This is a genomic window from Campylobacter sp. TTU-622 (assembly GCF_016598965.1).
Classification (GTDB): Bacteria; Campylobacterota; Campylobacteria; order Campylobacterales; family Campylobacteraceae; genus Campylobacter_D.
On the sequence record NZ_JAENKR010000016.1, the window covers coordinates 1 to 20,877 of the forward strand.

Sequence of the window (20,877 nt, forward strand, 5' to 3'; positions counted from 1 at the left end):
GATTAAATTAATTAAATATATGATATAATTTATATATTTTGATAAATAAAGGTTAAAAATGGAAAAAAATACAATAAATAATGAAAATATTCAAAATAATAATAGTGATAGTAAGATTTTAAATAAAAATGGAAGTTTAATTTCAAAAAGAGTTTTATTTGATGAAAAAACATTAAAAATGATAGAAATGATGCTTCCAGCTTATAAAGATGAAATTTCTAATACAAATAAAGAAAATGAAAAAATCAATCAAATGATTAAACTTGCTATAGAAAAAATGTTTAAAAATGATTTCTTAAATAAAATAAATAATTTTTAATTAGGCTCTTAATGAATAATGTGTTATTACACAAGACAACAAAAAAGGGTAATATTCGCTATTATAGTATAGAAATCATTGCCACCCTATTTGAAGAGTATATAGTTGAAAGAATCTATGGAAATATACGCTTTAAAAGTTATACAGGAAAAAGAAATAATGTTTTTTCTAGTTATGATGAAGCGCAAGACTTTTTTAAAAAAATTAAAAAACAAAAAATAAACAAAGGTTATCTTTAAAAAAAATAATTATATTTTTTTAAAAAGAAAAACAAAAGTAAATTTTTTCTTTTGAAATTCTTCGTAAAGAACTTTAAAAGAAAAAAGGGTTGAGCAAGCAAGGAACAAAGCCTTGCTTCTCTAAAAAATTATTTGAAAATAGATTTAATAAAATTAAAAACAGTAGGTTGTAAAATAAACATTAAAACAGCAATAAAAATTACATATGTTTTAATCTTAACTTCAAGTTTATCAGTTCTAGTATTTAATAAAGTTTCAGCTCTATCTATTTTAGCTTCAATTGTACCAATTTTAGCATTTAAAAGATCAATAGTTACCAACTTAGAAATTTCTTCTTTAATTTCTCTAAGAGCTTCATCCTTAATTTCTTGAGAGTTTAATTGATTTTCTTTACCAAACTCATTAAGAGCTTTAAGGAAATTTTCTTCGGTCTGATCTTTAAAATAAATAGAAAACAAAGCTTTTACGCCTTCTGAAACATAATAATCTTTCATCATATTACCTTTCATGTATTTCTCCTTGATTATATCATAATTCATAATATTTTTTTAAATAAACCTATAGCAAGAATAAAACATCATATTAAATGGTATTTTTTTCTTGCAAACTAAACAACATTGCATCAAATTTACTAAAATCAAAATTTGGTTTTAATGTTTTTACTTTATAAAATTCAACAAATTTGTCTGTAATTTCTTTTGTTAAATTGTTTATTTCATTAGATTTTTCAGTGCATTTATACTCAATATATTTATTTATTGAAATAATAGCTTCTTTAAAAGTGCATTCATCTATAAGAAAACTCATAGGGTTAATAAAACTTGTATTTCGAATAAATTTTTCATCAATTAAAACATTATTAGCAAAATATACTAAATTGTTTTCATCAATTCCACATCTTACACAAGCAAATATTTTATTGTTTATTTTATAAAAAACAGCATCGGCAGTGCCCTCATAATCAACCCTATCTAGTAAATTTACATGATTGATAAAAATTTCTTCAACAAAATCTTTATATCGTGGATATTTTTCCCAAAACTCATCTCCCGCTAAAGATTTAATACCAAATAAGATATTATAACCTTCTTGCCCGTATAATGAGCTAAAACTATACCCTTTGATGCTTTTGTTAAAATCTTCATCAATAACAGCGTGAATTATATTAGTAATCGATTTACAACTCATTTTTAATCCTTTGTATTTTTTATATTTTTAATCTCTTTTATAATTGTTCAAGTATTTGAGCTCTAGCAATAACTTCTTCATCGTGTAAGATAAAAGATTGATCAATCTCATCTATACTTACAATAACTAAACCGTTATTTTCATAAGCATAAATACCTCTGCTTGCTAGTTCTTCGATACATAAATTTCTTTGTTTTTTTGTTGTCATTTTTAATCCTTTATTGCATTTTTAATTATTTTTTTCATTGTGATTTCTTTATATGCTAATCACTATCACTGTTATATTTTTATCTTTAGCTATCTTGATCATATTTTTTGTTCCTTTTGAAATACCATTCCAAAAAGCTAAAACACAATCATTATTATCTAGCATTGATAACATCTTTTTATTTCTAATAGGACCTGCAGCTTTTCCAAAATGTTGCCAATTAGCTTTTACTTCAATAAGATTAATCTTATTTTTTAAAGCATAATTTTTAGCCATATTGTCAGCACCACTAGCCCCACCTTCAATAATAGTGTCGATTTGATTTTGATATAGAGAAAATATATTATCCATTTCTTTATTGAAACGCTCTATATCTTTATAATCTCTTCCTCCACATACCAATAATTTCATCTTAATAATCCTTGATTATTTTTTTAATTTTTGTTAATTCTTCATCACTACATTCATTTAATAGATCCATAATTAGATACTCTATTCCTTCAAGTTTTACTAGTTCATTTAAAAACCAAAACTTATCATTATCAGGTAGTTTTGTATATAATTCGAAAACTTCATCATACTCTAAAGTTAGATCATCTATTTCTATGTCTTATATCAATAGGTAATTTCATTTTTAATCCTTTTAATTAAGCAGAAATTTTAATACTGCTCATTTTATTTGCTAAAAGCAAGTCATTTAAATCTTTTCCAAATGCTATATCCCAAGTAAGACTATAGTTTGTAATTTTTAAAAGATTTAATTTCTCACTTAAACTTTTTTCTCCATTTAATCCTGCTTCATCCTTATCAAAACAAAGCACAACTTTTTTACCTTTAAATATAGTAAGTATCTCTTCTCTAAAACTAAAAGTTCCTGCGAAACTAATAAATAAAGTTTTTGAATCTTGACTGTAGTAGTTTTTTGCAGATAAACAATCAATATGTCCTTCTGTAATAACAACTTTTTCGCATTCTTTTAATAGTTTATTTTCTAAGCCAAAAGGCATTGCAAAAACAATATTGCTACAAGAAATATTTACTTCTTTAGCTCCATTGTATGTGCTATCAATAGCACGAAGAGAAAAACTAACTATCATATTTGAATAAAGATCAAAATTTGGAACAAAAGCTACATTAAAAGCATATCTCCAAGTTTGTTTTTCTTTGTTAAAAATCTTAAACTCAATTAAATCTTCCATAGGAAAATATTTTTTTAGAAGATTTTCAAGCTCCTTGATATTGTTAAAATTTAAAAAACCTATTTTTTCAACTAAACTCAAATCTTTAATTCCTCTTTTTAAATAGTAGAGGTTTTTTGCCTTTTGTTCAGTTGATAAAGAAAAGCGATAGATGGTTGTATAAATTAACTTTAGCTTTTGCGCTTTTGTTAGTTTTGAATAATTTTGCACAAAAGAAGCTAATTTTTCAACTTCTACATATTCTTTGTTTGGATCAAAAAATACATAATCTTTAGCCTTAGGTTGTGGTTTTTCTAATATCTTTTTATAAGTTGCTTGTATTCCATTTAAAAATGGAATATTAAATTGAGAGTGCAAGTATTCACAAGCTTCTTTAAAATTGCCATTAAACATAGTTTTTACAACATTAACAGGATTTCCACCTACTCCGCACGCAAAACAATGACAAGTATTTGTGTTTTCATAAATGCCTAAAGAAGCATTGTTATCATTATTTTTATGTGCTCCTATATTAAAGCAGTGGATAATCTTTTTGTTTCTATCTCTAAGCGCACCTAGAGACTCTAGCACATCCATAATAGGAATATTATTAAGTCTTTCAAGATCATATTTCATTATTTCTCCTTATATATTAGCATTACTCTTAAAAAGATTAATGCAAGATTTGTTTTATTTTTTAATAAGTTTTTATAACTTCTTCAAATACATCAAATTCCTCATCTTCAATATGTAATAAATCTTTTAAAAATTCTTTTCTACCTTCATTATTTTGGAGGTTTTTTATTTCTTTAATATCTTCAAGACAAATTTTTAGATAAGGTTTATGATAAGAATGATGGTAAGCAAGTAGATCAGAACAAATTTTAAGAGCTAATTCTTTATTTTGAATTTCATCATTTAGGGCATTTTCAATATGTTTTTTAACATTAAAGATATCCTCTGTAATCAAAATACCATCTAAAAAATCAAACTCATAAAAATTATCTGTATTTTTGATACAAAATTTTGCATATTCATTAAGCTCTCCACCAAACATAATATATTCTTTAATTCTTCCTAAAAAAGAATCAACATCATCACACAAAAAAGAAACTTGATAGTTGCCATCAATGCTCATTTCAACTTTATTAATGGCAAGATCTCTATCTAATTCATCAATGATTTCTACAGGAATTAAGCTTATCATCATTGAATAATGAAGACTATAGACTATATCTTCCACACCTTGCATATTATCAGGCTCATTATCACCCTTGACATAGCGCTCAATAATATGTTTTTTGAAATCATCAATTTGCTCACTTGTTAAACCAATTTTATTATTTTGATTGCAATACATTGTGCAACAATCTTGTAAAGCATAAGATAAAGCATTAATCTCAGTTTCATTTGCTACATTATTTAAACCATAGTGCTTGATTAAATCCTTTGACATTTTTACAAATTCAATTTCATAATCTTCAAAATAGTCATCTGGAATAAAATCAATTAAAATTTCTAAAGAACTAGAGCTAAAACAATCAATAATTTTAAAATTATCAACTAAGCAATAATCTCCTTGATCTTTAAAAATTAAACCTTCTTTTTTTAATACGCTAGCTAAATAATTTTCTCTTAGCTTATTTTCAAGATAATATTTTTCTCTCTGATTATCCCATAAGAAGTAAATTGTATTGTTATTTAAATCTTTTGCTTGCAAAACTTGAAAGTCCATTTCATAAAAAATCTCTATAATTCTTTTTTCGAACGGATTTTTTGCCATAGCAGGAATTTCAGAATTATTTTGAATAATTGTAAAATCGCACTGTAATTCTTCTAATTTTTCAATCATAATTTTTTCCTTGTATTTTTTTTAAAAGATAGAAAAGCTCTAGCAAAATAAAATTATCTCGCTAGAGTATAAGTAGTTAAAAAGAAAGTAATTTCATATTTTTAAAATCTAGCAACAATGGTTTATCAAATATTTCATTGATAATATCTTCGCTAACATCTTTAAATTCTTCTTTCGCTTCTTCTTTGGTGAGCCAATTTCTCAATCTTCCTACAGCTAAATTAAGTTTAGCCATAAAATCTTGAGAAAATTTAAAATGAACATTTCCGTTTTTATAAGCTTTATACTCAAAAAACTTAATTCCATTATCCAAATAAAAAGAATTACTTTCTCCTGCATTAAACTTAAAATTATGTTCACAATTAAACGAAAACCCCAAATTATTCGCAATAACTTTTAAATCTTGCATAAATTCATTTGCTCGTTCGTTATATCTCCAATAATCTACTTGTGCTAAATATGGCACTACAATGCGATAATCTAACTTTAGTTTAAAATTTTCAAACTTATTAGTATCATCATACTCTGATTTTCTATAGCGCCAATTACCATAGTCAAATCTTTCATTGCTCTTATATAAAAAAGCATTGTTTTCTTTTGAGAGGCTATCAAAAAAGTTTAGATAAGATAGCTTTATGTATTCGTTGATATTTTTTGTAAACCAATAAAGAACACTTTCTATGTTACCTCTATTAAATTCTATATGAGCTTTAGTTATTATAGAGCTGCTTAAATCTGTACGAATCCTTGAGATAACTTTTGAGCTAATAGGAGATAGTTTTTTAAACAATTCATCCCAATAAATAGCTTTTATATATTTTAATCTACTTTCTAAACCTTTTAAGATTTTCTTTTTGTCTACATCTAGGTATTCAAATATCAAGCCGTCTACTTTACTTAGGCTTTTGATACTATCAACATAAATTTTGAGTTCTTCATTATATTTTTTTAGAAGAAAATCAATCAAATCTTCACTTTTTATAATATTGCATTGCAAATGAAGTTCATCGGCTTCTTTTTTTTCTATTTCTATTTTAGAAAAATAATCATTTGGCATTTTAAATCCAAACTGCTCTTCTAAGAAAAGTTCAAAAGAATCCTTGTAATCATTTTTTGGTTTAAAAATAATCAAGTCAACCTTAGCTCGTGCCTTTCTTTCAGCGTTAAGAAAATCAAAACTATCAATAATTTTATAATCTAAATTTCTTTGCTTAATAGCTTGTTGAATAAAAATATTTTCTTTCCAACGCATAGGAACAATAAAAGCTAAAATTTCAAAATTAGCCTCTTTGATAATTCTTACCATCCAATCTTCATATTCACTATAAGGAGGGTTGCAAAAAATTAATTCTGCTTGTTTTTCAATGAGGCTAGTTTCCCAAAAATCTCGACCAATATTTAAAATTTCTTTTGACATTGCTTGAATAAGAGGTTCAGATTTTTCTATTGAGTAAAGTTTATCAACAGATAGTTTATTAGCCAACATATCTAAAACTCTACCATCACCTGCGCCTATATCCAAAACATTTTTTAAATATTTTTCATTTATTCCATTTATTAAAGAATTAATCATTTCTTCGGTTGTAGGATACCATTCAAAGTCCTGATTTGCTTCTTTTATTGATTTTAACATATTTGCTGACATTATTTTTCCTTTTCTATTTTTTTAAACTAAAAAAGGATAGAAGTATCCCTAGCGGGATAGTTTCTATCCCAACTAGGGTTAAGTTAATATTTACTTTATGATTATGCAACACTTTTCATATAATCTTTAAATGAAATGGGTTCTTCTAAAAAGAAATCTTCAGCATAAGCTGAAGTTTCAATCCAATATTGTCGTTTTTTAGGATCGCTATTATCAACCCATAAAACTGCTTCAACATTATCTACCCATATAATTTCTTTATCTTTTTCAACCACAAAACCTATTAGATTATAGTCAATTACTTTTATTCCATCTTTGGATAGTTTATATTTTTCTATAACCTTAGAACATTGATACGAACATCCATTAATTTGGATTTTCTTTAAATTTTTCATTGTTCTTATTTTCATTTGCGGTAATCTCATTTATTTTTCCTTTCTAAAATAAGTTCTATCCATACCAAAGGTACTGTTAAGAAAAATCTTAAAAATCTTAATAAGCTCATAGGCTTTAACTTGCCAAAGCACATCATAATTAACATGCAAAAAAGGCAAATTAAAACATAAACTAAACTAAATATCCCAAACATACATATTATGTCCATTATAAAACTCCTCTTTTTTTAAGTTCTGCTAATTCCTCATCTGAAAGTAGATTTTCTTGTCCCCTTTTATATGTGGTAACTAAAACCGCTCCAAACTCGCCTTGTCTTTCAAGAACGACAACAATATTGCTATCTTCGTCAAAATATTTTTGAGTTGTTGCAATGTAATAATCTGCACCTTTTTGAAGCGGAGAAGTGTTTCTAATAGCTCTTGAAATAGCAACTGATAAAGTATCATTTTCAATTTCTTCAAATCTTTGTAATACACGATCAGTAAAATGTTCTGTTGCTTTAATGCAGTTTTGGATTTGTTTTTTAAAAAGATTTATTAAAAAATCAACTTTGCTTTTGTCTTTTTTAGCTTCTTTATAGGCTAAAGCTCTTGCAAGCTTAGCTACAACAAGCTCGTTTGTATAAGTTAACATTTTTGTATCTCCTAATTGATTAGCCAATAAGAGATACTAATAATCCCTTTAGGGAATAAAAGTAATCCCCTAAAGGCGAGTTAAATAAACACTACATTTTTATATCAACATATCTTAACAATGAATATTGAGTTAATTGTAGTGTAAAAAGTAGAAAATTAAGAATTAAATTGCGGATTTAAAATTTCATCAAGTATTACTCTAACTTCTTTCATAATACTCTCATCAACTTCACCTATTTTTTCAATTAATCTATCTTTTGAAAAAGACTTTATTTGAGAACAATTTATAGCTGAATCTACATTTAAATTATTTACAACATTCTTATTAATCTTTAAAAACCAAATTCCTTTATAAAATTTATCTTGCCAAGTTGTCAAAGGCACAACAAAAACAAGTTTTTGGCTAGAATTAAAAAGATTATTGCTTAAAATCAACGCAGGACGTTTTTTGGTAATTTCTTCACCTACTTGAGGCTCAAAATCAGCAATCCAAAGTTCGCCATATTTAACAATTTTAGATGATACCATCACCTACTCCTGCTTCAGCAAGTTCAAGTTGTTCTTTTTGGAATTCTTCATCATTTTTAAATGCTTCAAAACTTTTTATCCATAAAGCCTTTCTTTGTTCTAGCTTCTTTTTTTCATGCATTTGTTTTAAGGCATCTGTTAAAATTTGAGTTTTACTCATTTTTAATTCCTTTACTAATTCATCAAGCATTAAGCTTGTTTCATTATTAAGAGTTAAATTAATTCTTTGCATATGTGTTTTCCTATGTGTAATTTTATACACAAATTATAACACAAAACAAACTACACATTATAACATTCTTCACAAAAGACAAAGTAGTTATTATTAATACCACCATCGCCTATATGAAAGATTGCGCTTTCTTTTTTGCCACAACGATCGCAATCTGCTTTTAAATGCAAAATTTCATCTGCATAAGATTTTAGTGTTTCCACATTATCCCAAGCATTTCCTTTTACATCATTAAGCAAACCTGCTACTGTTATGAATACTTCTTTTTTTCTTGAAAGATTGATGATTTTCTTTAAAAAATCTTTCTTAAAAAATTGCACTTCATCTACAAAAATAAATCTATATAAACTTAAATTTGTGTTTTCATTTCCAAAATTGAAGTTTTTTAAATCATCATTCTTATATTTTCTTGTGAAAAATTCTCTTGTATCACAACTTGGACGAATAATAACAACTTCATCTTGAAACAATATATTTGAAGCTTCATCGATAAGTTTAGCAGATTTACCTGCTTTCATAGTGCCTAAAATCATTTTAAGCATACAAACTCCTTTTTTTAATAGGATAGCCTGTGATAATTGTAATAACTCCATTATCTCTATCTACAGCAAAAACAATAGCAGAGCTATTGTTTACAAGCTTATAGTTTTTTTGAAATGGATTTTTTGCAATTTCTTGATAAATCAAAGCCACAAGGCTAAGATCAACTTTTCTTTCTTGTAATCTTTCCGCAAAATGTTTGCTTGGTATAATTTTAAAGCCGTTATTCATTTTACTCTCCTTAAAACCAGTGTATTTTTAAATAGCCATATTTTTTGCAATATTTTGCAGTCTTAGCTATTTCAATTGCTTCTTGAATGAATTCTAATTCTTCTTCATTAAGCTCATAATCTTCTAGTTTTAACTCAAGTAAATCTTTTGTTTGAAGAAATTCAATTTCGTGAGCTTCATCATAATAATATTCTATTTTAAGTTTATGTAATAATTTCAAACAAGCTTCAACATCGTTCTTAAAGTGACTATTATCACTATATTCAACATCATATTTTTTAGCAAAATGTGCTCTATATCCCATATTTTATCCTTTTCATTAATTTTTTATCTATTTACTCTATTAAGCTCCAAGCTTCATAGGATTATCTATTTTTTCGTGTAAATATGTCCATAATTTCCAAACAAGTTGAGAAAATGGTTTATGCTTATCACAAGCATAATTATGAAACACACCTACAAATCTTTCTTTATTAAAACGAAACTTTATACTTTCGCTTTTTTCATCAAAATAATTATTATTTCTAATAATTACAATCCTAATTCCACTAGTATCAAATTTTGAAAGATCATAATTTGAAATTTCTAATAATTCTTGTAAACATGAATAAACTTTGTTTAAACTTTCCTCATTTTCTTCACTTTCAAGTTCAATTTTTATATTTTTCGCCTCATAAGGATGCTCATATCTTCCAAAGCTATCACATTTTCTTACTTCTTTTTTTAATTCAGCTATGATATTTATCAATGTATTATTTGCATTCATTGTGATTCCTTTTTTAAATTTGCAAAATAAAAAAGGATAGAAGTATCCCTATTGGGATAGTTTCTATCCCAACTAGGGCTAATTAATTGATAGTCAAATTATTAGCTTTAATATATTCTAATAATTCTTTTTTTAGCTTTTGAATACTTTCTATAGGCAATTTGCTATTTCTACTAAAATTTTCATTCTTAGAAACAAACAAAATCATGTCTTTGTTACGAATGGATTGAATATTTAAATAATCCTCGTAAAAACACACATAAGGAACACTACCTCTTTCTAAAGCAGTTAAAAATAATTTAACTCTATCTTGAGTATTATCAAAACTATAATCACGATAATACATTCCCAATTGCTCATAGAATTTATAATGTCCCTCGCCTGTCTTGTCAAAATATTTTCCTATTGAAAACAAAATCATATCTTTTATAAAAGTAATAAAATTATTACTATGCAAAAAAAGATTTAATTTCATTTTTCTCTAACTTCAAAGCTTGTTTTAAAATAAAATTTCTATTTTCCAAGTCGGTATTTAAGTAATATATTTTTTCATCTCTTACCAACCGATCTACATATTCTTGAGAACCAAAAGCGCATTCTTCGTAACTATCTAAGCCAAGTATTTCCTTCTCGCTAAGATATTTTTTTAAATTTTTTAATTCTGGAATTTCCTTCCATATATTTATAGTAATTCCCATTTCATTTTCCTTTTTTTATATTTAAATGTAAAAAAGGATAGAAGTATCCCTATTGGGATAAGACTATCCCAACTTAGGATAAATTAATGTTCTAAAAATGATTTAAAGCTTAAATATCTTTTTCATAAGAGGTTCAATTTGAATAAATTGATTCCAGTTAGAATAAAAAGAATTAAACTCTTTTTTGCTATTTTTATAATTGTTATAGCACTCATCATAGCAATTAAGAATCTTTGAAATGCGAATCCAAAGAGCTATAGACATATCCATTCCGCTTCCCATTATAGTTATATCCAAATCATATTGATCTAGTTTTTTTTCACTAACTTTTTCGGCTAGTTCTTTAGGAATAGGAAATAATTTGTCATCCTTTTTATAAAATACTTTAAATTTTCTCTTTAATCCATTTTTAGATACTTTTGTTAAAATAATTACTAAATCACCTTTTAAAAGACTTTTTTTAAAATCTTTTATCTCTTGTGTTAAAGTCATTTTTATTCCTTATTTTTTTAAAAAAATTATTTCATCATTAAAAAAAGGCTCTCCAATTTGAGCCAACCTTCCATCATCTAAAAGAATGAAATTATCAGAATCAACTCTTATGCGAATTTCTCTTGCATCAATTTCTTCTTCTCTTAAACAATCATTACTTATTCTATTTCTAACGGTTTGATTTTTAATTTCATCATTAGAAGTAGTAATTAACCAAGTATTATCATTTTCTCTTATATAAGAAATATTATTCTTAGTGCTTTTATAAAAACTTTTTGCTATAAAACTTAAAGCCTCATCAAAACTAGTAAATACTCCTAATCTTAAATGTTCAGAGCAATAATCTTGACAAAAAGCTTCTACTATATAGCAATAAGCAATTTTAAAGCTTTTGTTTGTTGTATTAAATTTCTTTTTATATTGCATTTTTGCTCCTTTTATTTTTTTAGGCAATTTTTAATTCTTCATCACTAAAAAGTTTTGAGGAATTTGCATCTTCGAAACTCGAAATATATTTTTTAAACTCCTTAGAATTTTTTATTTTTTTAAATAGAAAAAATTCTAATTCTTCAACTCCCTTGATAAATTCCTTAAAAAGTAAAAACAGCTCTTTTTCATGAGCTTCTTTTATTTGTTTTTTTGTTATTTTTTTATTCATTTTTAATCCTATTTTATAGTTAAATACCCTTTTCTCTGAGAAGTCTTTTGATATTTTTCAAAAAGATTTGCATAGAGCTCGGGTTCATTTTCTTTTAAAGCTTTTGTATCAAAACTTACACTTGTAACACTATTTGATAAAGAAATTAAACTATCATCAACTTGAATTTTATTAACTCCGCAAGTTTGCATATACTCTTCGATTAAAGTCTTTTTTTCTTCAAATTCTTTTTCAAGTTCTTTTTTCTTGACATTTAACTCAATTAATTTTTTACCTATCTCAAGCAAATCACCACTAAGCTCATTATCTTCAGTTCTTTTTGTCATTAAAGGACATGATTTTTTATGAGGACAAGTTGAGCAGTAAGGTTGCTTACTAGGAGCAGGTTCTTCTTTATTTAAAAGAGCATTTGCTAAGACTTGAGCATTTTCAAGCGCCATTTCCTTAAATACCTTATTGCTATTTAATTCAAAAGACTTAAACCAACCTGTATTTAGATTAATAGCTACAATATATGCTCTTAATTTTTTTTGTGTTTGTGTTGCAAGCATGGCAAGTTGAAAATTAACCTGCATAATCCAAGAATCATAAGGTTTATCAACAGCCGTATTGACACTTTTAGCTTCAATAATAACAATCTCATCTTTATTTTCTAAGCAAAAATCTATATGAGCTTTAAGATCAAAACCATCTATTGTTACTTTTACTTCTTTTTGAAGCGTAGGGTTTAACCCATCAAGCATTTTTTCAATAATACCTTCAGCAACATGTCCTCTTTGAAAACGAATAAGAGTGGCTAGATCGTGTTCATAATTAGTTGTTTTATCAAGATAAGCTTTTCTAAGACAACCGCCTATATCAGATGATCCAATATATGTAGATCTATCGCCTAAGCTCTGAACAGTATCTCTTTTTAAAGCCTGTGGTAAGTTTTTTGCTACAAAATTATCAAATCTATTTTTATTCATGTGTTTTTCCTTTTTTAAATATTTAAACTAAAAAAAGGATAGAAGTATCCCTAGTGGGATAAAACTATCCCAACTAGGGCTATATAAAAAATTAGAGTGAGTATATTTTTCCTGTAAATATTACAGGAGATAAATCATAATTATCTTCAACCAAGAATTCAATAGTACTCTCAAAAACTGAAAGTTCATCAATAAAACTTTCTATTGAAGCATGATTATGATCTGTGTGTTCCTTGTTTGCATGCGCATCAAAATATTCTTTTAAATCAGTTTTTGCAATTTCAGGATCTTTATAAATCCTAATATCTGATTCTTTTGCAATTATGATAATTTTTTCCATCTATTTTCCTTCTTTATTCTGAAAAATAAGCTTTTAACAAATCAATTTGTTTCTCTTTAATGAATTCATCTAGAGTAATTTCTTCACCGAAGTTAAGATTCTCAGTATAACTAAAGAAATATTTTCTAATAAGATTGTCAATTGCGTTATCGAAAATTCCTACTAAATTAACACTTCTTTCATTTTCTAAATAACATTTGAAAATTTCTTGTGCAATTACTTTTGATAAGTATTCGTCACTTAAGTTCTTTTCAACTTTAATATCTAGCAAGATCAAAGTGTCATTTATTTCTTTGTTACTTAATTTCAAATTGATTATTTCTTTTTCAAATAATTTATAAGCTTGGTCTTGATTTATAAAAGCCAACTCCCAATCATAATTTAGAAACTTAGCTAAATTTGTATCTAAACAAAGCATTTCATTATTTTCAATTTTTTTCAATGCATGTTGTTTTGCATCTTGTAAAAGCTTTTCTTTGTTGTAGTTAAACCGAAGCTCTTGCATTAAGATATTTCCTTTGCGAGCTTTACAATAATACCAACCTTTTCGAGTATAAAGATAAAAGTACTCTATATCACTTAAATCATCACTTTGAGTAAACTCCAAAAATTGCTCAAAAGGTATTTTGCAACTTTGATTGTTATATAATTTTTTACATTGTTTTAGATTTTTATTTAAAGCCATAATGTCGCCATATTCCATTAATTTCTTAACAGATTTAAAATCATTATAATATTGCAAAAGAGTATAACCTACGCCTTCTACATATCCATCAAGATGGCAATAAATACAATCTACATAATTTTCATCTGTTTTCATGGCAATATAAGATCTTGTACCCATTTTATTCTCCTTTTTTTTCTTTTAAAAAAGATAGAATAAATTGAACTATCCATTTAATAGGATAAATAATTGCAAAGAATAAAAACATTATCCAACAAATAGCAGCTAACGGTGCTAATTTGGCTAATGCAAAAATAATTGTGCAAATAAAAAATAGCGTTATTATAGTTACAAAATCCCAAAATTCTTTTTCTAGTTCCTGTTTTATTTTTTTCATAATTTTTCCTTTTCATTTTAATAATAAAAAGGATACAAGTGTAATAATCCCTAGTGGGAATAAACTTGTATCCCAACTAGGGTTAATAATTAAAAGAGTTTTATAGGGTTAATTAAAAGAGTTTGGTTATTTTATCTTCGGAAAAACACTTTAAAAATAAAGTGTAAGACTTTATATTTAAATGATTTGTATTTTTCTGCAAAAATACCTTGCTCAATTGCAGCCCAAAAATCATATAATTCTTCTAATTCTTTTAATTCTTCTTTTAAATGTTCCATTTTTTTTGATTATCTAAACATTCGCAAAATTCGATTTCAGTTTTCCAATAACTATGTAATATTGTGTCACATATATTCATTTTTTCTCCTTGAAAGTATTTTTGTTATAGTTATATTTAGTCTTATTTTAATTTTATAAAGATATCAAGAGAGGCTTCTCTAGCAATAAAAAGTCAATAATCATTTGAGAAATAAACAGGTTTGCCTTTATAGCTATAAAGATATTTAGCATATCCATCTCTTGAATCTTTTGGAGATTTTGAAAGTGTTCTAAAAGCCTTTTGTTTAAAAATAAAACTATTTTTACAAGGACTTTTTTTACCATATCCCCAATGCTCCATTTTTACGTTTGCTTCAATATCAGCAAGCCAAATAGCTTTTTCACTTGTAGCTACAACTTGATAAAATTCAACATTTGTTTGTTCATAGCCCCAACTTGAATAAAGAATATCTCCTACTTTATAGCCATTTGTATTATCCTTGCTTTTTTATTGATAAAAGTTTGAAACACTTCAATATTTTTAATTTTTTCTAAAAAATCGCTATAGTCTTGGGCGAATCTCATTCTTTCATCCCATTCTACACTTCTACAAGGATATTTCCCATTCACAATTTTGTAAAATTTTGAAAATTCCCCTGCGACTATAAGTTCATAAAGATCGATTTCATTAGAATTTTCAAATAAATCTTTATGTATTTTAAGCAATTTCTTTTTTTTCTTGTTCGATTTTTTTTATTTTTTCTTGTAAATTCATAATTTTCCTTTTTTAAATTTTTAAATTTGTAAAATAAAAAAGGATAGAATTATCCCTGTTGGGATAAGACTATCCCAACCTAGGACTAAAGTTAATTAATTTTTAAAGCAACTAATCTTTCATAATATTCTAAATTATATTTACATAACATCTCTTCCCAAGCATCATCTACATCGCATTCTGTATAAATATTTTTAGTTGAATTCATTTTGCATTCCTCTAATTTTTTAAGAGTTTTACTAATGTAGCTTTTTAAAGCTTCATCATAGTTCTCAAAAAAACTAGCATCTTTTTCGATAAAAAATTCAAAACGCTTATCAACTGCACATTTAACAACACCATAAATTAACTTAGGTTCAGAGTTTGTAAGACAATCGTTTATATCTTTTTTAATGTTTTTAAACAATACTTCTAAATTTTTTTCAAAAGCGTTTTTAGAAACAACTGATATTGCATAATTTTTTTCAATAATATTTAATTCTAAATCTTTTAAGAAATAGTATTTAACATTATTTTCAATAATATAGCAAAGTTCATAATTGTTTTCCTTAAAAAAATCTAAGATTTTTTGTTTATCTTCATCGTCAAAGCTTTCTACTTTTTCTGAATCATATTTATTGTTTAAATCAATATAAATAGGAAGTTCTGGATTTGTATTTTTTATTCTTTCCTTATTTTCCTAAATACAAACAATATTTTGTAATGCTTCAGAAACTATTTGCTCTATATAATAATCAAGCAAATCCACAGCATATTCATCTTCAAACTTTTTGGAAGCAAAAGGCGCTAAAGGTAATAACTCTTGTGAACATTCACTATAAATAGCATTTGCTATTTTTTTTGATAATAAAAAGTCAGTGTTTTTTAATGATGAAAAACTGCAACTGTATTGTTTTAATATTTTTTTATATTTTTAACTAATCTATTCATTTTTTTCCTTTTTTTAAATTTATATTCAATTAAGCAACAAAACGTTTAAGTGATTTAAGCATTTCTTCTTTATCGCAACCGATAAATATTTCTTCAGGTAAATCATCTACATAAAGTGTAAAAATATTTCCTTCTACATATTCACTAAGTTCTTTAACAAATAGTTCAAGATACTTATATATTTTATTTTTTAGTTTATTGCTTATTCTTTTCACACCAAAAAGTTCTCTTATTTTCTCTTTAGTAAAATAAGCATATCCTGCACAACCATAATCCCAACCATATTCAGATGTTCTATGCTCATACTTCTGAATATAAGGCTATACCACTATGAATATAACACCCTACTCTAATCCAGATATAACTTTTTTTATTTAGATAATCATCTACCACATCAGGATTATCAAAATCTTTACAAGTTAAACCATCTAATTCTCTTTCTCCTATTTCATAATGTTTTAAACAATTAAAGAAATTAGGAGCTCCATCATTATCACAAATGGGTCAAAAAGATCATCATATTTAAGGCATAATTTTCTACCACTTAGATTAATAATACTTTGATTTCCTGCCATTAACGTTTCAAACATATTTTCTAAAATTTTTGTATTCATTGTATTTCCTTTTTTATATTTTTAATTAAATAAAAAAAAGGATAGAAGTATCCCTAGCGGGATAGTTTCTATCCCAACTAGGATTTTTAATTAGCACTAGACTTTAAAAAAATTAGTACGAAATTATTATTAAAAATTTATAAATCAAGCTACATTTTCAATTTGTTTCCACCAAACTTTCTTTTGAGGATCAAATTTATAACCAAATTTTTTGATTTTATCGGTTACACCGTAAGTGTTACCTGAAATCCAATAGCAGTTATCTTGATTTTTTACTTCAAGCCCTAAAAATAATAAAGCTTGTCTTTCATCTTCGCTAAAAGTTATAGCGTTTGATTGTGTAGCACCTTGTGAAAAATTAACTTTCTTTTTATCTTCTTGTGCGTTATTTTCTACAACTTCAGTATCAATAATAATAGTATTACTTTCAGTTATTCCAACGCCCATTTCTTCAGCAGAATATAATCCACTAACATTGAAAGCTTTTCTAAGTGCTTGAGACTCTGCTACCTTTTTTAACATAGTATCTGGTTTAGTGGACCAAAAAGAAGTAGTTTCGCCTGATGATTTCTTTTGTGCATATTCATTGTAAGCAACTTCTACGACAAAAGGTTTATCGCTATCGGTACGATAGACTTCACAAACAGCAACTAAATCTTGAGAATATTCCCATTTTCCATTATTTAATTTTGGAAATTGTTTAATTTCGCTATAAGAACGAATTCCACCAAATTTACCTGTTTTATGAGCAATAGCTAAAAAACCATCTCTTCCTACTAAAGGATCAATTTTATCAACCCATTCTTTTTTGCCATTAATTTCAACCTGTGATCTTCTTGGCACAAAAAATATCTGCTTTAAAAACGGATCCAAACTATATTTATTAGCAATATTTAGACAATATTCCATTTCAGTAATGTTAGTATTAGCAGGAAAAAAATGTTTTTTAATCAGATTGATTTTTTCTTCTGTAAAAGAATTGCTAATAGCTTGATTTTGAGTATTTGTAATTTTTGTATTCATTGTATTTCCTTTTTTATATTTTTAATTAAATAAAAAAGGAATAGAAATTTAATATACCCATAGTGGGAATAAAAATTTCTATTCCCAACTATAGGATAGGGGTTAAGATAAAAGCTAAAAATTAGCTTTTACTTTTGTTAGTGTCTTTATCTTTAAAATAATGAGCTACTAAAACTAATGTGCCAAAAACAAGAGTGATAGCACCAATTAAAATAGCTATATTATAACCATCCATTTTTTCTCCTTTTTTCAAAAAAAAAGATTAATCTCTAAGAAAGATTGATGATAATGCAACTACCGTTAAAATTAGCAAACTTTCAATCAGAATGATAAAAGCTCTACTATCTCCTATTTGAAGACCATAAAGACTATTTACGAACAATCCCACTCCGATAGATTCCATGAATCTTAAAATTGCTTTTGTAGGTATTTTTGCAAATATCACTATTTTTTTGAAAAAATTTTTCATTTCTTCTCCTTATCTTATAACACAAAAAAATGTTAAAAGTCAAGGGATATCAATATCCCATAGTGGGATAAAAATATCCCTCTATGGGTTTAATATTTAAAAATTAGTAAGGAAAACCTTCTCCTTCTTGTGCAGGTTTATTAACTTCAGGAGTTTGTTGTTGCACAGATTCTGTTTGCACAGAATCAGGAGATGCTTGAACATTTTTACAAGGGTTTCCAGACTGATTATTATCAGCAGGTTTGTTGTCTAAAAACTTCATAGTTTCAACAACAATCTCATACTTATTTCTATTTTTTCCTTCTTGATCTACATATTTTTTTTGAACCATTCTTCCTTGTAAAAAGACTTTTGAGCCTTTATGTAAGTATTGATTCATATTTTCAGCTATTTTGCCAAAAACAACAAAGTCTAAATAACAAACTTCTTCGTTTATTACACCATTAACAAGATATTTGTGACTGCTAGCAATAGTATTGCTTGAACAAGCCACATCACTTTTAGTTTTACTCAACTTAATATCTTGGCAAATATTGCCTACAACTGTAATTTGATTGAACATGTGTTCTCCTTTAAAAAAATTTATTTAAGACTTTTGTCTTATAAAAACAAAAGAGAACACACCCTAATAGGGATATTCTTTTTGCTTTGATAAAACAAAAAAGAAATCCCCAAAAAGGGATTGATATTACATTATAAAAATAATATATTTGTTAGTTAAAAATTTTAAAAATAAAATTTATTAAAATATATTTCGCTCTAAGATAAAATAAAAAATAAGATTTTTACCTACCTAAGAGGTTTATCGTTTAATTTGATACCCATGTATAAATTACTTTGTGTTCTACGCAAATCGCAACTTTGCGTACGCTAAAAGCGTTAAAACACTTTTAGCAGCTTTAACTCACGTTAAAGAACGGACTATCTCTTGACTGTAAGACAGCCCCCTCCGTTTGGGTCATCTTAATATAATAAAATCATTTTCCCCATTTCAAAAACTACTCAGTTTTAACATTTTTTGCTTGAATTTCCTTAAGAATTGTTCTTCTTAAAACATTATTGGAAATATGTCTTACATTTCCAATTTTCACCAAAATTTCTTTACCTGTAACTTGTAAATTAGTAATATTTTCTTTAATTGAAGTAATTTCTTTTATCCATTTTTCAGCATCTTCAGATTGAACTCCATTGCCCCATAACTTTCTTATGGTTGAGTCCATCGCATCAAGCATTCTCAAAGCAGAAAAAATCTCTGCTCCTGCTATAGAATCGCTGATAAATACTTGAGCATTTGTATTTAAGTCAATAGCCTTTTTTTTATCTTCGACTCTTTTTCTTATAAATTCTGATCTTGACATTCTTTTTTCTTCTGGATTTTTATTTATATTTGAAGTATTTGCCTTTTGAGTTTCTTCATTAACATTGTTATTTGTATTATTATTTACATTTTCATTTTGAGTTTTTTTTGCCATAAAATTTCCTTATTTATTTTATTGATTTGGTATAAAAAAATGAATGAAATGGGGATAAAAAAGATTTAAATTATATTTGCTTATGACCTACTCTACTTGGTTCTCTCATCTAAAAAAAGATGATACCCTTTCGATAGTCTCTGAACTTTATTCATATTAAAACAAATTTGAATTTATAGAATTTACTCGTGAGTTTGGTATCGTTTTGACTTAAGAGAATTCTAAAGAAAATCTTTTTTTATTGAAATATAAAATTTGAGTATTCTTTTAAGCCAAAACAATACTTAGCAAACTCTATAAATTCAAATTATGTTTAAACTTAGAATCTTAGCTGCTGACCACCTCATAAGTTGATAATTTTTACCTATCCTAAATGGATCAATGATATTTCTATCAAAGTTTGGTATATCAACCCTATCTAAGAATAGTTTCTTAGCGTAATTGCGAGCAGACTTACGAATCTGTCTGATCTCCACATCGTAATGTTCTCGACCAGAGCTTCCCAGCAATTAGAAGGGAATTAATCGGCTAAGAGCTAACCGAATGTTTATATCACAACCTGTTTCTATGTGACTCGCTCATCACAAAGCCAAATAAGGCAGGAGGTGTGGACCTGTCATTCCTTATCGCTATTCCGAACTTTAAAAAAAGTTAATGATCGAATTGTATTTTATTTTTTAAAAAAAGTCAATAATTTTTATTATTTTTTTTTAAAAAGCCTATTTTAAGGCTTGTTTTCTTATAAGTGGAACTGTTATAATAATACAAAATTCCTATTTATCCATTATTTCGTATCATACTTATTTTTTTGACAATAAATTTTTGTTTAACAAAGCTTATTTTTCTATAGATGGAACTGTTATAATAAAAAGTGGAACTGTTATAATAAAAAGTGGAACTGTTATAATAAAAAGTGGAACTGTTATAATAAAAAGTGGAACTGTTATAATAATCAAAAAAGCTTATTTTTAAAATCGAAATAACTATTTTTTAATGCTTTTAAATAGTTTTTAACAAAAACTATTATTTTTTTTATTAAAATAGATGCCTTTAAATATTTATATATCAAGTATTTTAAATTATTCTTTCGATAAAAAGTGGAACTGTTATAATAAAAAGTGGAACTGTTATAATAACCCTCTTTAAGAATTTATATTAAGAG

At 26.1% G+C, this 20,877-nt stretch carries 37 protein-coding genes; 3 read left to right on the forward strand and 34 right to left on the reverse strand.

Features of this window, described 5'->3' with window-relative positions; all coding sequences use genetic code 11:
* Positions 1 to 58 precede the first annotated feature (58 nt).
* Together JG677_RS02935 and JG677_RS02940 are read left to right on the forward strand one after the other, a co-directional pair.
* Positions 59 to 319 carry a hypothetical protein gene (locus JG677_RS02935; protein ID WP_200285071.1) on the forward strand — a complete coding sequence of 87 codons (261 nt, stop codon included), beginning with the start codon at positions 59 to 61 and terminating at the stop codon, positions 317 to 319.
* A gap of 11 nt (positions 320 to 330) precedes the next feature.
* Positions 331 to 558 carry a WGR domain-containing protein gene (locus JG677_RS02940; RefSeq protein WP_200285074.1) on the forward strand — a complete coding sequence of 76 codons (228 nt, stop codon included), beginning with the start codon at positions 331 to 333 and terminating at the stop codon, positions 556 to 558.
* Positions 559 to 686: 128 nt separating this feature from the next.
* On the opposite strand, the gene JG677_RS02945 is transcribed toward JG677_RS02940, so the two are convergent.
* The 34 genes from JG677_RS02945 to JG677_RS03105 all read right to left on the reverse strand — a co-directional run bounded on the left by JG677_RS02945 (position 687) and on the right by JG677_RS03105 (position 19,715).
* Entirely contained in the window at positions 687 to 1,052 is a 366-nt protein-coding gene (locus tag JG677_RS02945; RefSeq protein WP_200285121.1) for a hypothetical protein, read from the reverse strand.
* Between the two features lie 88 nt (positions 1,053 to 1,140).
* A complete protein-coding gene (locus tag JG677_RS02950) occupies positions 1,141 to 1,746 on the reverse strand; it encodes a hypothetical protein (RefSeq protein WP_200285076.1) in 606 nt (201 codons plus the stop codon).
* Positions 1,747 to 1,783: 37 nt separating this feature from the next.
* Positions 1,784 to 1,954: a hypothetical protein gene (locus JG677_RS02955; RefSeq protein WP_200285078.1), complete on the reverse strand. Its 171-nt coding sequence runs from the start codon at positions 1,952 to 1,954 to the stop codon at positions 1,784 to 1,786.
* A gap of 48 nt (positions 1,955 to 2,002) precedes the next feature.
* Positions 2,003 to 2,365: a DUF2493 domain-containing protein gene (locus JG677_RS02960; RefSeq protein WP_200285080.1), complete on the reverse strand. Its 363-nt coding sequence runs from the start codon at positions 2,363 to 2,365 to the stop codon at positions 2,003 to 2,005.
* Positions 2,366 to 2,601: 236 nt separating this feature from the next.
* Positions 2,602 to 3,768 carry a toprim domain-containing protein gene (locus JG677_RS02965; RefSeq protein WP_200285082.1) on the reverse strand — a complete coding sequence of 389 codons (1,167 nt, stop codon included), beginning with the start codon at positions 3,766 to 3,768 and terminating at the stop codon, positions 2,602 to 2,604.
* 61 nt (positions 3,769 to 3,829) lie between these two features.
* Positions 3,830 to 4,984 carry a hypothetical protein gene (locus JG677_RS08775; protein ID WP_234284625.1) on the reverse strand — a complete coding sequence of 385 codons (1,155 nt, stop codon included), beginning with the start codon at positions 4,982 to 4,984 and terminating at the stop codon, positions 3,830 to 3,832.
* 76 nt (positions 4,985 to 5,060) lie between these two features.
* Positions 5,061 to 6,629, reverse strand: a complete 1,569-nt coding sequence (locus JG677_RS02975) for a class I SAM-dependent methyltransferase (RefSeq protein WP_200285084.1) — start codon at positions 6,627 to 6,629, stop codon at positions 5,061 to 5,063.
* Positions 6,630 to 6,730: 101 nt separating this feature from the next.
* Positions 6,731 to 7,054, reverse strand: coding sequence for a hypothetical protein (locus JG677_RS02980; RefSeq protein WP_200285085.1), 324 nt, complete (start codon positions 7,052 to 7,054; stop codon positions 6,731 to 6,733).
* Between the two features lie 178 nt (positions 7,055 to 7,232).
* Positions 7,233 to 7,658 (reverse strand): hypothetical protein, encoded by a 426-nt coding sequence (locus JG677_RS02985; RefSeq protein WP_200285086.1) that lies wholly within the window; start codon positions 7,656 to 7,658, stop codon positions 7,233 to 7,235.
* 158 nt (positions 7,659 to 7,816) lie between these two features.
* Complete coding sequence (locus tag JG677_RS02990; RefSeq protein WP_200285087.1) at positions 7,817 to 8,188, reverse strand: type II toxin-antitoxin system PemK/MazF family toxin; 372 nt, start codon at positions 8,186 to 8,188, stop codon at positions 7,817 to 7,819.
* Positions 8,175 to 8,420, reverse strand: coding sequence for a hypothetical protein (locus JG677_RS02995; protein WP_200285123.1), 246 nt, complete (start codon positions 8,418 to 8,420; stop codon positions 8,175 to 8,177). The genes JG677_RS02990 and JG677_RS02995 overlap by 14 nt, the downstream gene beginning before the upstream one ends.
* 50 nt (positions 8,421 to 8,470) lie before the next feature.
* A complete protein-coding gene (locus tag JG677_RS03000; RefSeq protein WP_200285088.1) occupies positions 8,471 to 8,962 on the reverse strand; it encodes a thymidine kinase in 492 nt (163 codons plus the stop codon).
* Positions 8,955 to 9,191 carry a hypothetical protein gene (locus tag JG677_RS03005; protein ID WP_200285089.1) on the reverse strand — a complete coding sequence of 79 codons (237 nt, stop codon included), beginning with the start codon at positions 9,189 to 9,191 and terminating at the stop codon, positions 8,955 to 8,957. Before JG677_RS03005 ends, JG677_RS03000 begins: the two co-directional genes overlap by 8 nt.
* 10 nt (positions 9,192 to 9,201) lie before the next feature.
* Positions 9,202 to 9,495, reverse strand: coding sequence for a hypothetical protein (locus tag JG677_RS03010; RefSeq protein WP_200285090.1), 294 nt, complete (start codon positions 9,493 to 9,495; stop codon positions 9,202 to 9,204).
* 39 nt (positions 9,496 to 9,534) lie between these two features.
* Positions 9,535 to 9,957: a hypothetical protein gene (locus JG677_RS03015; RefSeq protein ID WP_200285091.1), complete on the reverse strand. Its 423-nt coding sequence runs from the start codon at positions 9,955 to 9,957 to the stop codon at positions 9,535 to 9,537.
* Between the two features lie 82 nt (positions 9,958 to 10,039).
* Positions 10,040 to 10,432, reverse strand: coding sequence for a hypothetical protein (locus tag JG677_RS03020; RefSeq protein ID WP_200285093.1), 393 nt, complete (start codon positions 10,430 to 10,432; stop codon positions 10,040 to 10,042).
* Positions 10,407 to 10,655: a hypothetical protein gene (locus tag JG677_RS03025; RefSeq protein WP_200285094.1), complete on the reverse strand. Its 249-nt coding sequence runs from the start codon at positions 10,653 to 10,655 to the stop codon at positions 10,407 to 10,409. The genes JG677_RS03020 and JG677_RS03025 overlap by 26 nt, the downstream gene beginning before the upstream one ends.
* A gap of 102 nt (positions 10,656 to 10,757) precedes the next feature.
* The gene (locus tag JG677_RS03030; RefSeq protein WP_200285095.1) at positions 10,758 to 11,147 is read right to left on the reverse strand and encodes a hypothetical protein; all 390 of its coding nucleotides are present in this window, start codon (positions 11,145 to 11,147) and stop codon (positions 10,758 to 10,760) included.
* Positions 11,148 to 11,156: 9 nt separating this feature from the next.
* Positions 11,157 to 11,573, reverse strand: coding sequence for a hypothetical protein (locus tag JG677_RS03035; protein WP_200285096.1), 417 nt, complete (start codon positions 11,571 to 11,573; stop codon positions 11,157 to 11,159).
* A gap of 19 nt (positions 11,574 to 11,592) precedes the next feature.
* A complete protein-coding gene (locus JG677_RS03040; RefSeq protein WP_200285097.1) occupies positions 11,593 to 11,805 on the reverse strand; it encodes a hypothetical protein in 213 nt (70 codons plus the stop codon).
* A gap of 8 nt (positions 11,806 to 11,813) precedes the next feature.
* Positions 11,814 to 12,773, reverse strand: coding sequence for a PD-(D/E)XK nuclease family protein (locus tag JG677_RS03045; RefSeq protein ID WP_200285098.1), 960 nt, complete (start codon positions 12,771 to 12,773; stop codon positions 11,814 to 11,816).
* A 91-nt stretch (positions 12,774 to 12,864) separates the two neighbouring features.
* Positions 12,865 to 13,113, reverse strand: a complete 249-nt coding sequence (locus JG677_RS03050) for a hypothetical protein (protein WP_200285099.1) — start codon at positions 13,111 to 13,113, stop codon at positions 12,865 to 12,867.
* A gap of 13 nt (positions 13,114 to 13,126) precedes the next feature.
* Positions 13,127 to 13,957: a hypothetical protein gene (locus tag JG677_RS03055; protein ID WP_200285101.1), complete on the reverse strand. Its 831-nt coding sequence runs from the start codon at positions 13,955 to 13,957 to the stop codon at positions 13,127 to 13,129.
* 1 nt (position 13,958) lies between these two features.
* Positions 13,959 to 14,174: a hypothetical protein gene (locus tag JG677_RS03060; RefSeq protein ID WP_200285103.1), complete on the reverse strand. Its 216-nt coding sequence runs from the start codon at positions 14,172 to 14,174 to the stop codon at positions 13,959 to 13,961.
* Between the two features lie 131 nt (positions 14,175 to 14,305).
* A complete protein-coding gene (locus JG677_RS03065; RefSeq protein ID WP_200285105.1) occupies positions 14,306 to 14,452 on the reverse strand; it encodes a hypothetical protein in 147 nt (48 codons plus the stop codon).
* 173 nt (positions 14,453 to 14,625) lie between these two features.
* Entirely contained in the window at positions 14,626 to 14,793 is a 168-nt protein-coding gene (locus JG677_RS08780; RefSeq protein ID WP_234284626.1) for a hypothetical protein, read from the reverse strand.
* A 113-nt stretch (positions 14,794 to 14,906) separates the two neighbouring features.
* Complete coding sequence (locus JG677_RS08785; RefSeq protein WP_234284627.1) at positions 14,907 to 15,158, reverse strand: hypothetical protein; 252 nt, start codon at positions 15,156 to 15,158, stop codon at positions 14,907 to 14,909.
* 140 nt (positions 15,159 to 15,298) lie between these two features.
* Positions 15,299 to 15,613, reverse strand: a complete 315-nt coding sequence (locus tag JG677_RS03075) for a hypothetical protein (RefSeq protein WP_200285107.1) — start codon at positions 15,611 to 15,613, stop codon at positions 15,299 to 15,301.
* Between the two features lie 553 nt (positions 15,614 to 16,166).
* A complete protein-coding gene (locus JG677_RS03080; protein WP_200285109.1) occupies positions 16,167 to 16,352 on the reverse strand; it encodes a hypothetical protein in 186 nt (61 codons plus the stop codon).
* A gap of 243 nt (positions 16,353 to 16,595) precedes the next feature.
* Positions 16,596 to 16,751 carry a hypothetical protein gene (locus JG677_RS03085; RefSeq protein ID WP_200285111.1) on the reverse strand — a complete coding sequence of 52 codons (156 nt, stop codon included), beginning with the start codon at positions 16,749 to 16,751 and terminating at the stop codon, positions 16,596 to 16,598.
* 144 nt (positions 16,752 to 16,895) lie between these two features.
* Positions 16,896 to 17,774 (reverse strand): phage recombination protein Bet, encoded by an 879-nt coding sequence (gene bet, locus JG677_RS03090; protein ID WP_200285113.1) that lies wholly within the window; start codon positions 17,772 to 17,774, stop codon positions 16,896 to 16,898.
* A 262-nt stretch (positions 17,775 to 18,036) separates the two neighbouring features.
* On the reverse strand, positions 18,037 to 18,243 hold the full coding sequence (locus JG677_RS03095) for a hypothetical protein (RefSeq protein ID WP_200285125.1): 207 nt from the start codon (positions 18,241 to 18,243) through the stop codon (positions 18,037 to 18,039).
* Positions 18,244 to 18,346: 103 nt separating this feature from the next.
* Positions 18,347 to 18,805 (reverse strand): single-stranded DNA-binding protein, encoded by a 459-nt coding sequence (locus JG677_RS03100; RefSeq protein ID WP_200285115.1) that lies wholly within the window; start codon positions 18,803 to 18,805, stop codon positions 18,347 to 18,349.
* A 436-nt stretch (positions 18,806 to 19,241) separates the two neighbouring features.
* Complete coding sequence (locus JG677_RS03105; RefSeq protein ID WP_200285117.1) at positions 19,242 to 19,715, reverse strand: hypothetical protein; 474 nt, start codon at positions 19,713 to 19,715, stop codon at positions 19,242 to 19,244.
* 822 nt (positions 19,716 to 20,537) lie between these two features.
* On the opposite strand from JG677_RS03105, the gene JG677_RS03110 reads away from it, so the two are divergent.
* Entirely contained in the window at positions 20,538 to 20,687 is a 150-nt protein-coding gene (locus JG677_RS03110; RefSeq protein WP_200285119.1) for a hypothetical protein, read from the forward strand.
* Positions 20,688 to 20,877 lie beyond the last annotated feature (190 nt).

Coding starts and splice junctions, on each gene's coding strand:
- JG677_RS03105 (WP_200285117.1), bottom strand. CDS start 19,715: ATGGCAAAAAAAACTCAAAATGAAAATGTAAATAATAATACAAATAAC.
- JG677_RS02990 (WP_200285087.1), bottom strand. CDS start 8,188: ATGGTATCATCTAAAATTGTTAAATATGGCGAACTTTGGATTGCTGAT.
- JG677_RS03100 (WP_200285115.1), bottom strand. CDS start 18,805: ATGTTCAATCAAATTACAGTTGTAGGCAATATTTGCCAAGATATTAAG.
- JG677_RS02975 (WP_200285084.1), bottom strand. CDS start 6,629: ATGTCAGCAAATATGTTAAAATCAATAAAAGAAGCAAATCAGGACTTT.
- JG677_RS03000 (WP_200285088.1), bottom strand. CDS start 8,962: ATGCTTAAAATGATTTTAGGCACTATGAAAGCAGGTAAATCTGCTAAA.
- JG677_RS02995 (WP_200285123.1), bottom strand. CDS start 8,420: ATGCAAAGAATTAATTTAACTCTTAATAATGAAACAAGCTTAATGCTT.
- JG677_RS03040 (WP_200285097.1), bottom strand. CDS start 11,805: ATGAATAAAAAAATAACAAAAAAACAAATAAAAGAAGCTCATGAAAAA.
- JG677_RS02950 (WP_200285076.1), bottom strand. CDS start 1,746: ATGAGTTGTAAATCGATTACTAATATAATTCACGCTGTTATTGATGAA.
- JG677_RS03055 (WP_200285101.1), bottom strand. CDS start 13,957: ATGGGTACAAGATCTTATATTGCCATGAAAACAGATGAAAATTATGTA.
- JG677_RS02940 (WP_200285074.1), top strand. CDS start 331: ATGAATAATGTGTTATTACACAAGACAACAAAAAAGGGTAATATTCGC.
- JG677_RS02935 (WP_200285071.1), top strand. CDS start 59: ATGGAAAAAAATACAATAAATAATGAAAATATTCAAAATAATAATAGT.
- JG677_RS03030 (WP_200285095.1), bottom strand. CDS start 11,147: ATGACTTTAACACAAGAGATAAAAGATTTTAAAAAAAGTCTTTTAAAA.
- JG677_RS03015 (WP_200285091.1), bottom strand. CDS start 9,957: ATGAATGCAAATAATACATTGATAAATATCATAGCTGAATTAAAAAAA.
- JG677_RS03035 (WP_200285096.1), bottom strand. CDS start 11,573: ATGCAATATAAAAAGAAATTTAATACAACAAACAAAAGCTTTAAAATT.
- bet (WP_200285113.1), bottom strand. CDS start 17,774: ATGAATACAAAAATTACAAATACTCAAAATCAAGCTATTAGCAATTCT.
- JG677_RS02980 (WP_200285085.1), bottom strand. CDS start 7,054: ATGAGATTACCGCAAATGAAAATAAGAACAATGAAAAATTTAAAGAAA.
- JG677_RS03005 (WP_200285089.1), bottom strand. CDS start 9,191: ATGAATAACGGCTTTAAAATTATACCAAGCAAACATTTTGCGGAAAGA.
- JG677_RS03060 (WP_200285103.1), bottom strand. CDS start 14,174: ATGAAAAAAATAAAACAGGAACTAGAAAAAGAATTTTGGGATTTTGTA.
- JG677_RS02960 (WP_200285080.1), bottom strand. CDS start 2,365: ATGAAATTATTGGTATGTGGAGGAAGAGATTATAAAGATATAGAGCGT.
- JG677_RS03065 (WP_200285105.1), bottom strand. CDS start 14,452: ATGGAACATTTAAAAGAAGAATTAAAAGAATTAGAAGAATTATATGAT.
- JG677_RS08775 (WP_234284625.1), bottom strand. CDS start 4,984: ATGATTGAAAAATTAGAAGAATTACAGTGCGATTTTACAATTATTCAA.
- JG677_RS02965 (WP_200285082.1), bottom strand. CDS start 3,768: ATGAAATATGATCTTGAAAGACTTAATAATATTCCTATTATGGATGTG.
- JG677_RS03095 (WP_200285125.1), bottom strand. CDS start 18,243: ATGAAAAATTTTTTCAAAAAAATAGTGATATTTGCAAAAATACCTACA.
- JG677_RS03025 (WP_200285094.1), bottom strand. CDS start 10,655: ATGGGAATTACTATAAATATATGGAAGGAAATTCCAGAATTAAAAAAT.
- JG677_RS03085 (WP_200285111.1), bottom strand. CDS start 16,751: ATGAATACAAAAATTTTAGAAAATATGTTTGAAACGTTAATGGCAGGA.
- JG677_RS02955 (WP_200285078.1), bottom strand. CDS start 1,954: ATGACAACAAAAAAACAAAGAAATTTATGTATCGAAGAACTAGCAAGC.
- JG677_RS03020 (WP_200285093.1), bottom strand. CDS start 10,432: ATGAAATTAAATCTTTTTTTGCATAGTAATAATTTTATTACTTTTATA.
- JG677_RS03050 (WP_200285099.1), bottom strand. CDS start 13,113: ATGGAAAAAATTATCATAATTGCAAAAGAATCAGATATTAGGATTTAT.
- JG677_RS03045 (WP_200285098.1), bottom strand. CDS start 12,773: ATGAATAAAAATAGATTTGATAATTTTGTAGCAAAAAACTTACCACAG.
- JG677_RS08780 (WP_234284626.1), bottom strand. CDS start 14,793: ATGGAGCATTGGGGATATGGTAAAAAAAGTCCTTGTAAAAATAGTTTT.
- JG677_RS02945 (WP_200285121.1), bottom strand. CDS start 1,052: ATGAAAGATTATTATGTTTCAGAAGGCGTAAAAGCTTTGTTTTCTATT.
- JG677_RS03010 (WP_200285090.1), bottom strand. CDS start 9,495: ATGGGATATAGAGCACATTTTGCTAAAAAATATGATGTTGAATATAGT.
- JG677_RS02985 (WP_200285086.1), bottom strand. CDS start 7,658: ATGTTAACTTATACAAACGAGCTTGTTGTAGCTAAGCTTGCAAGAGCT.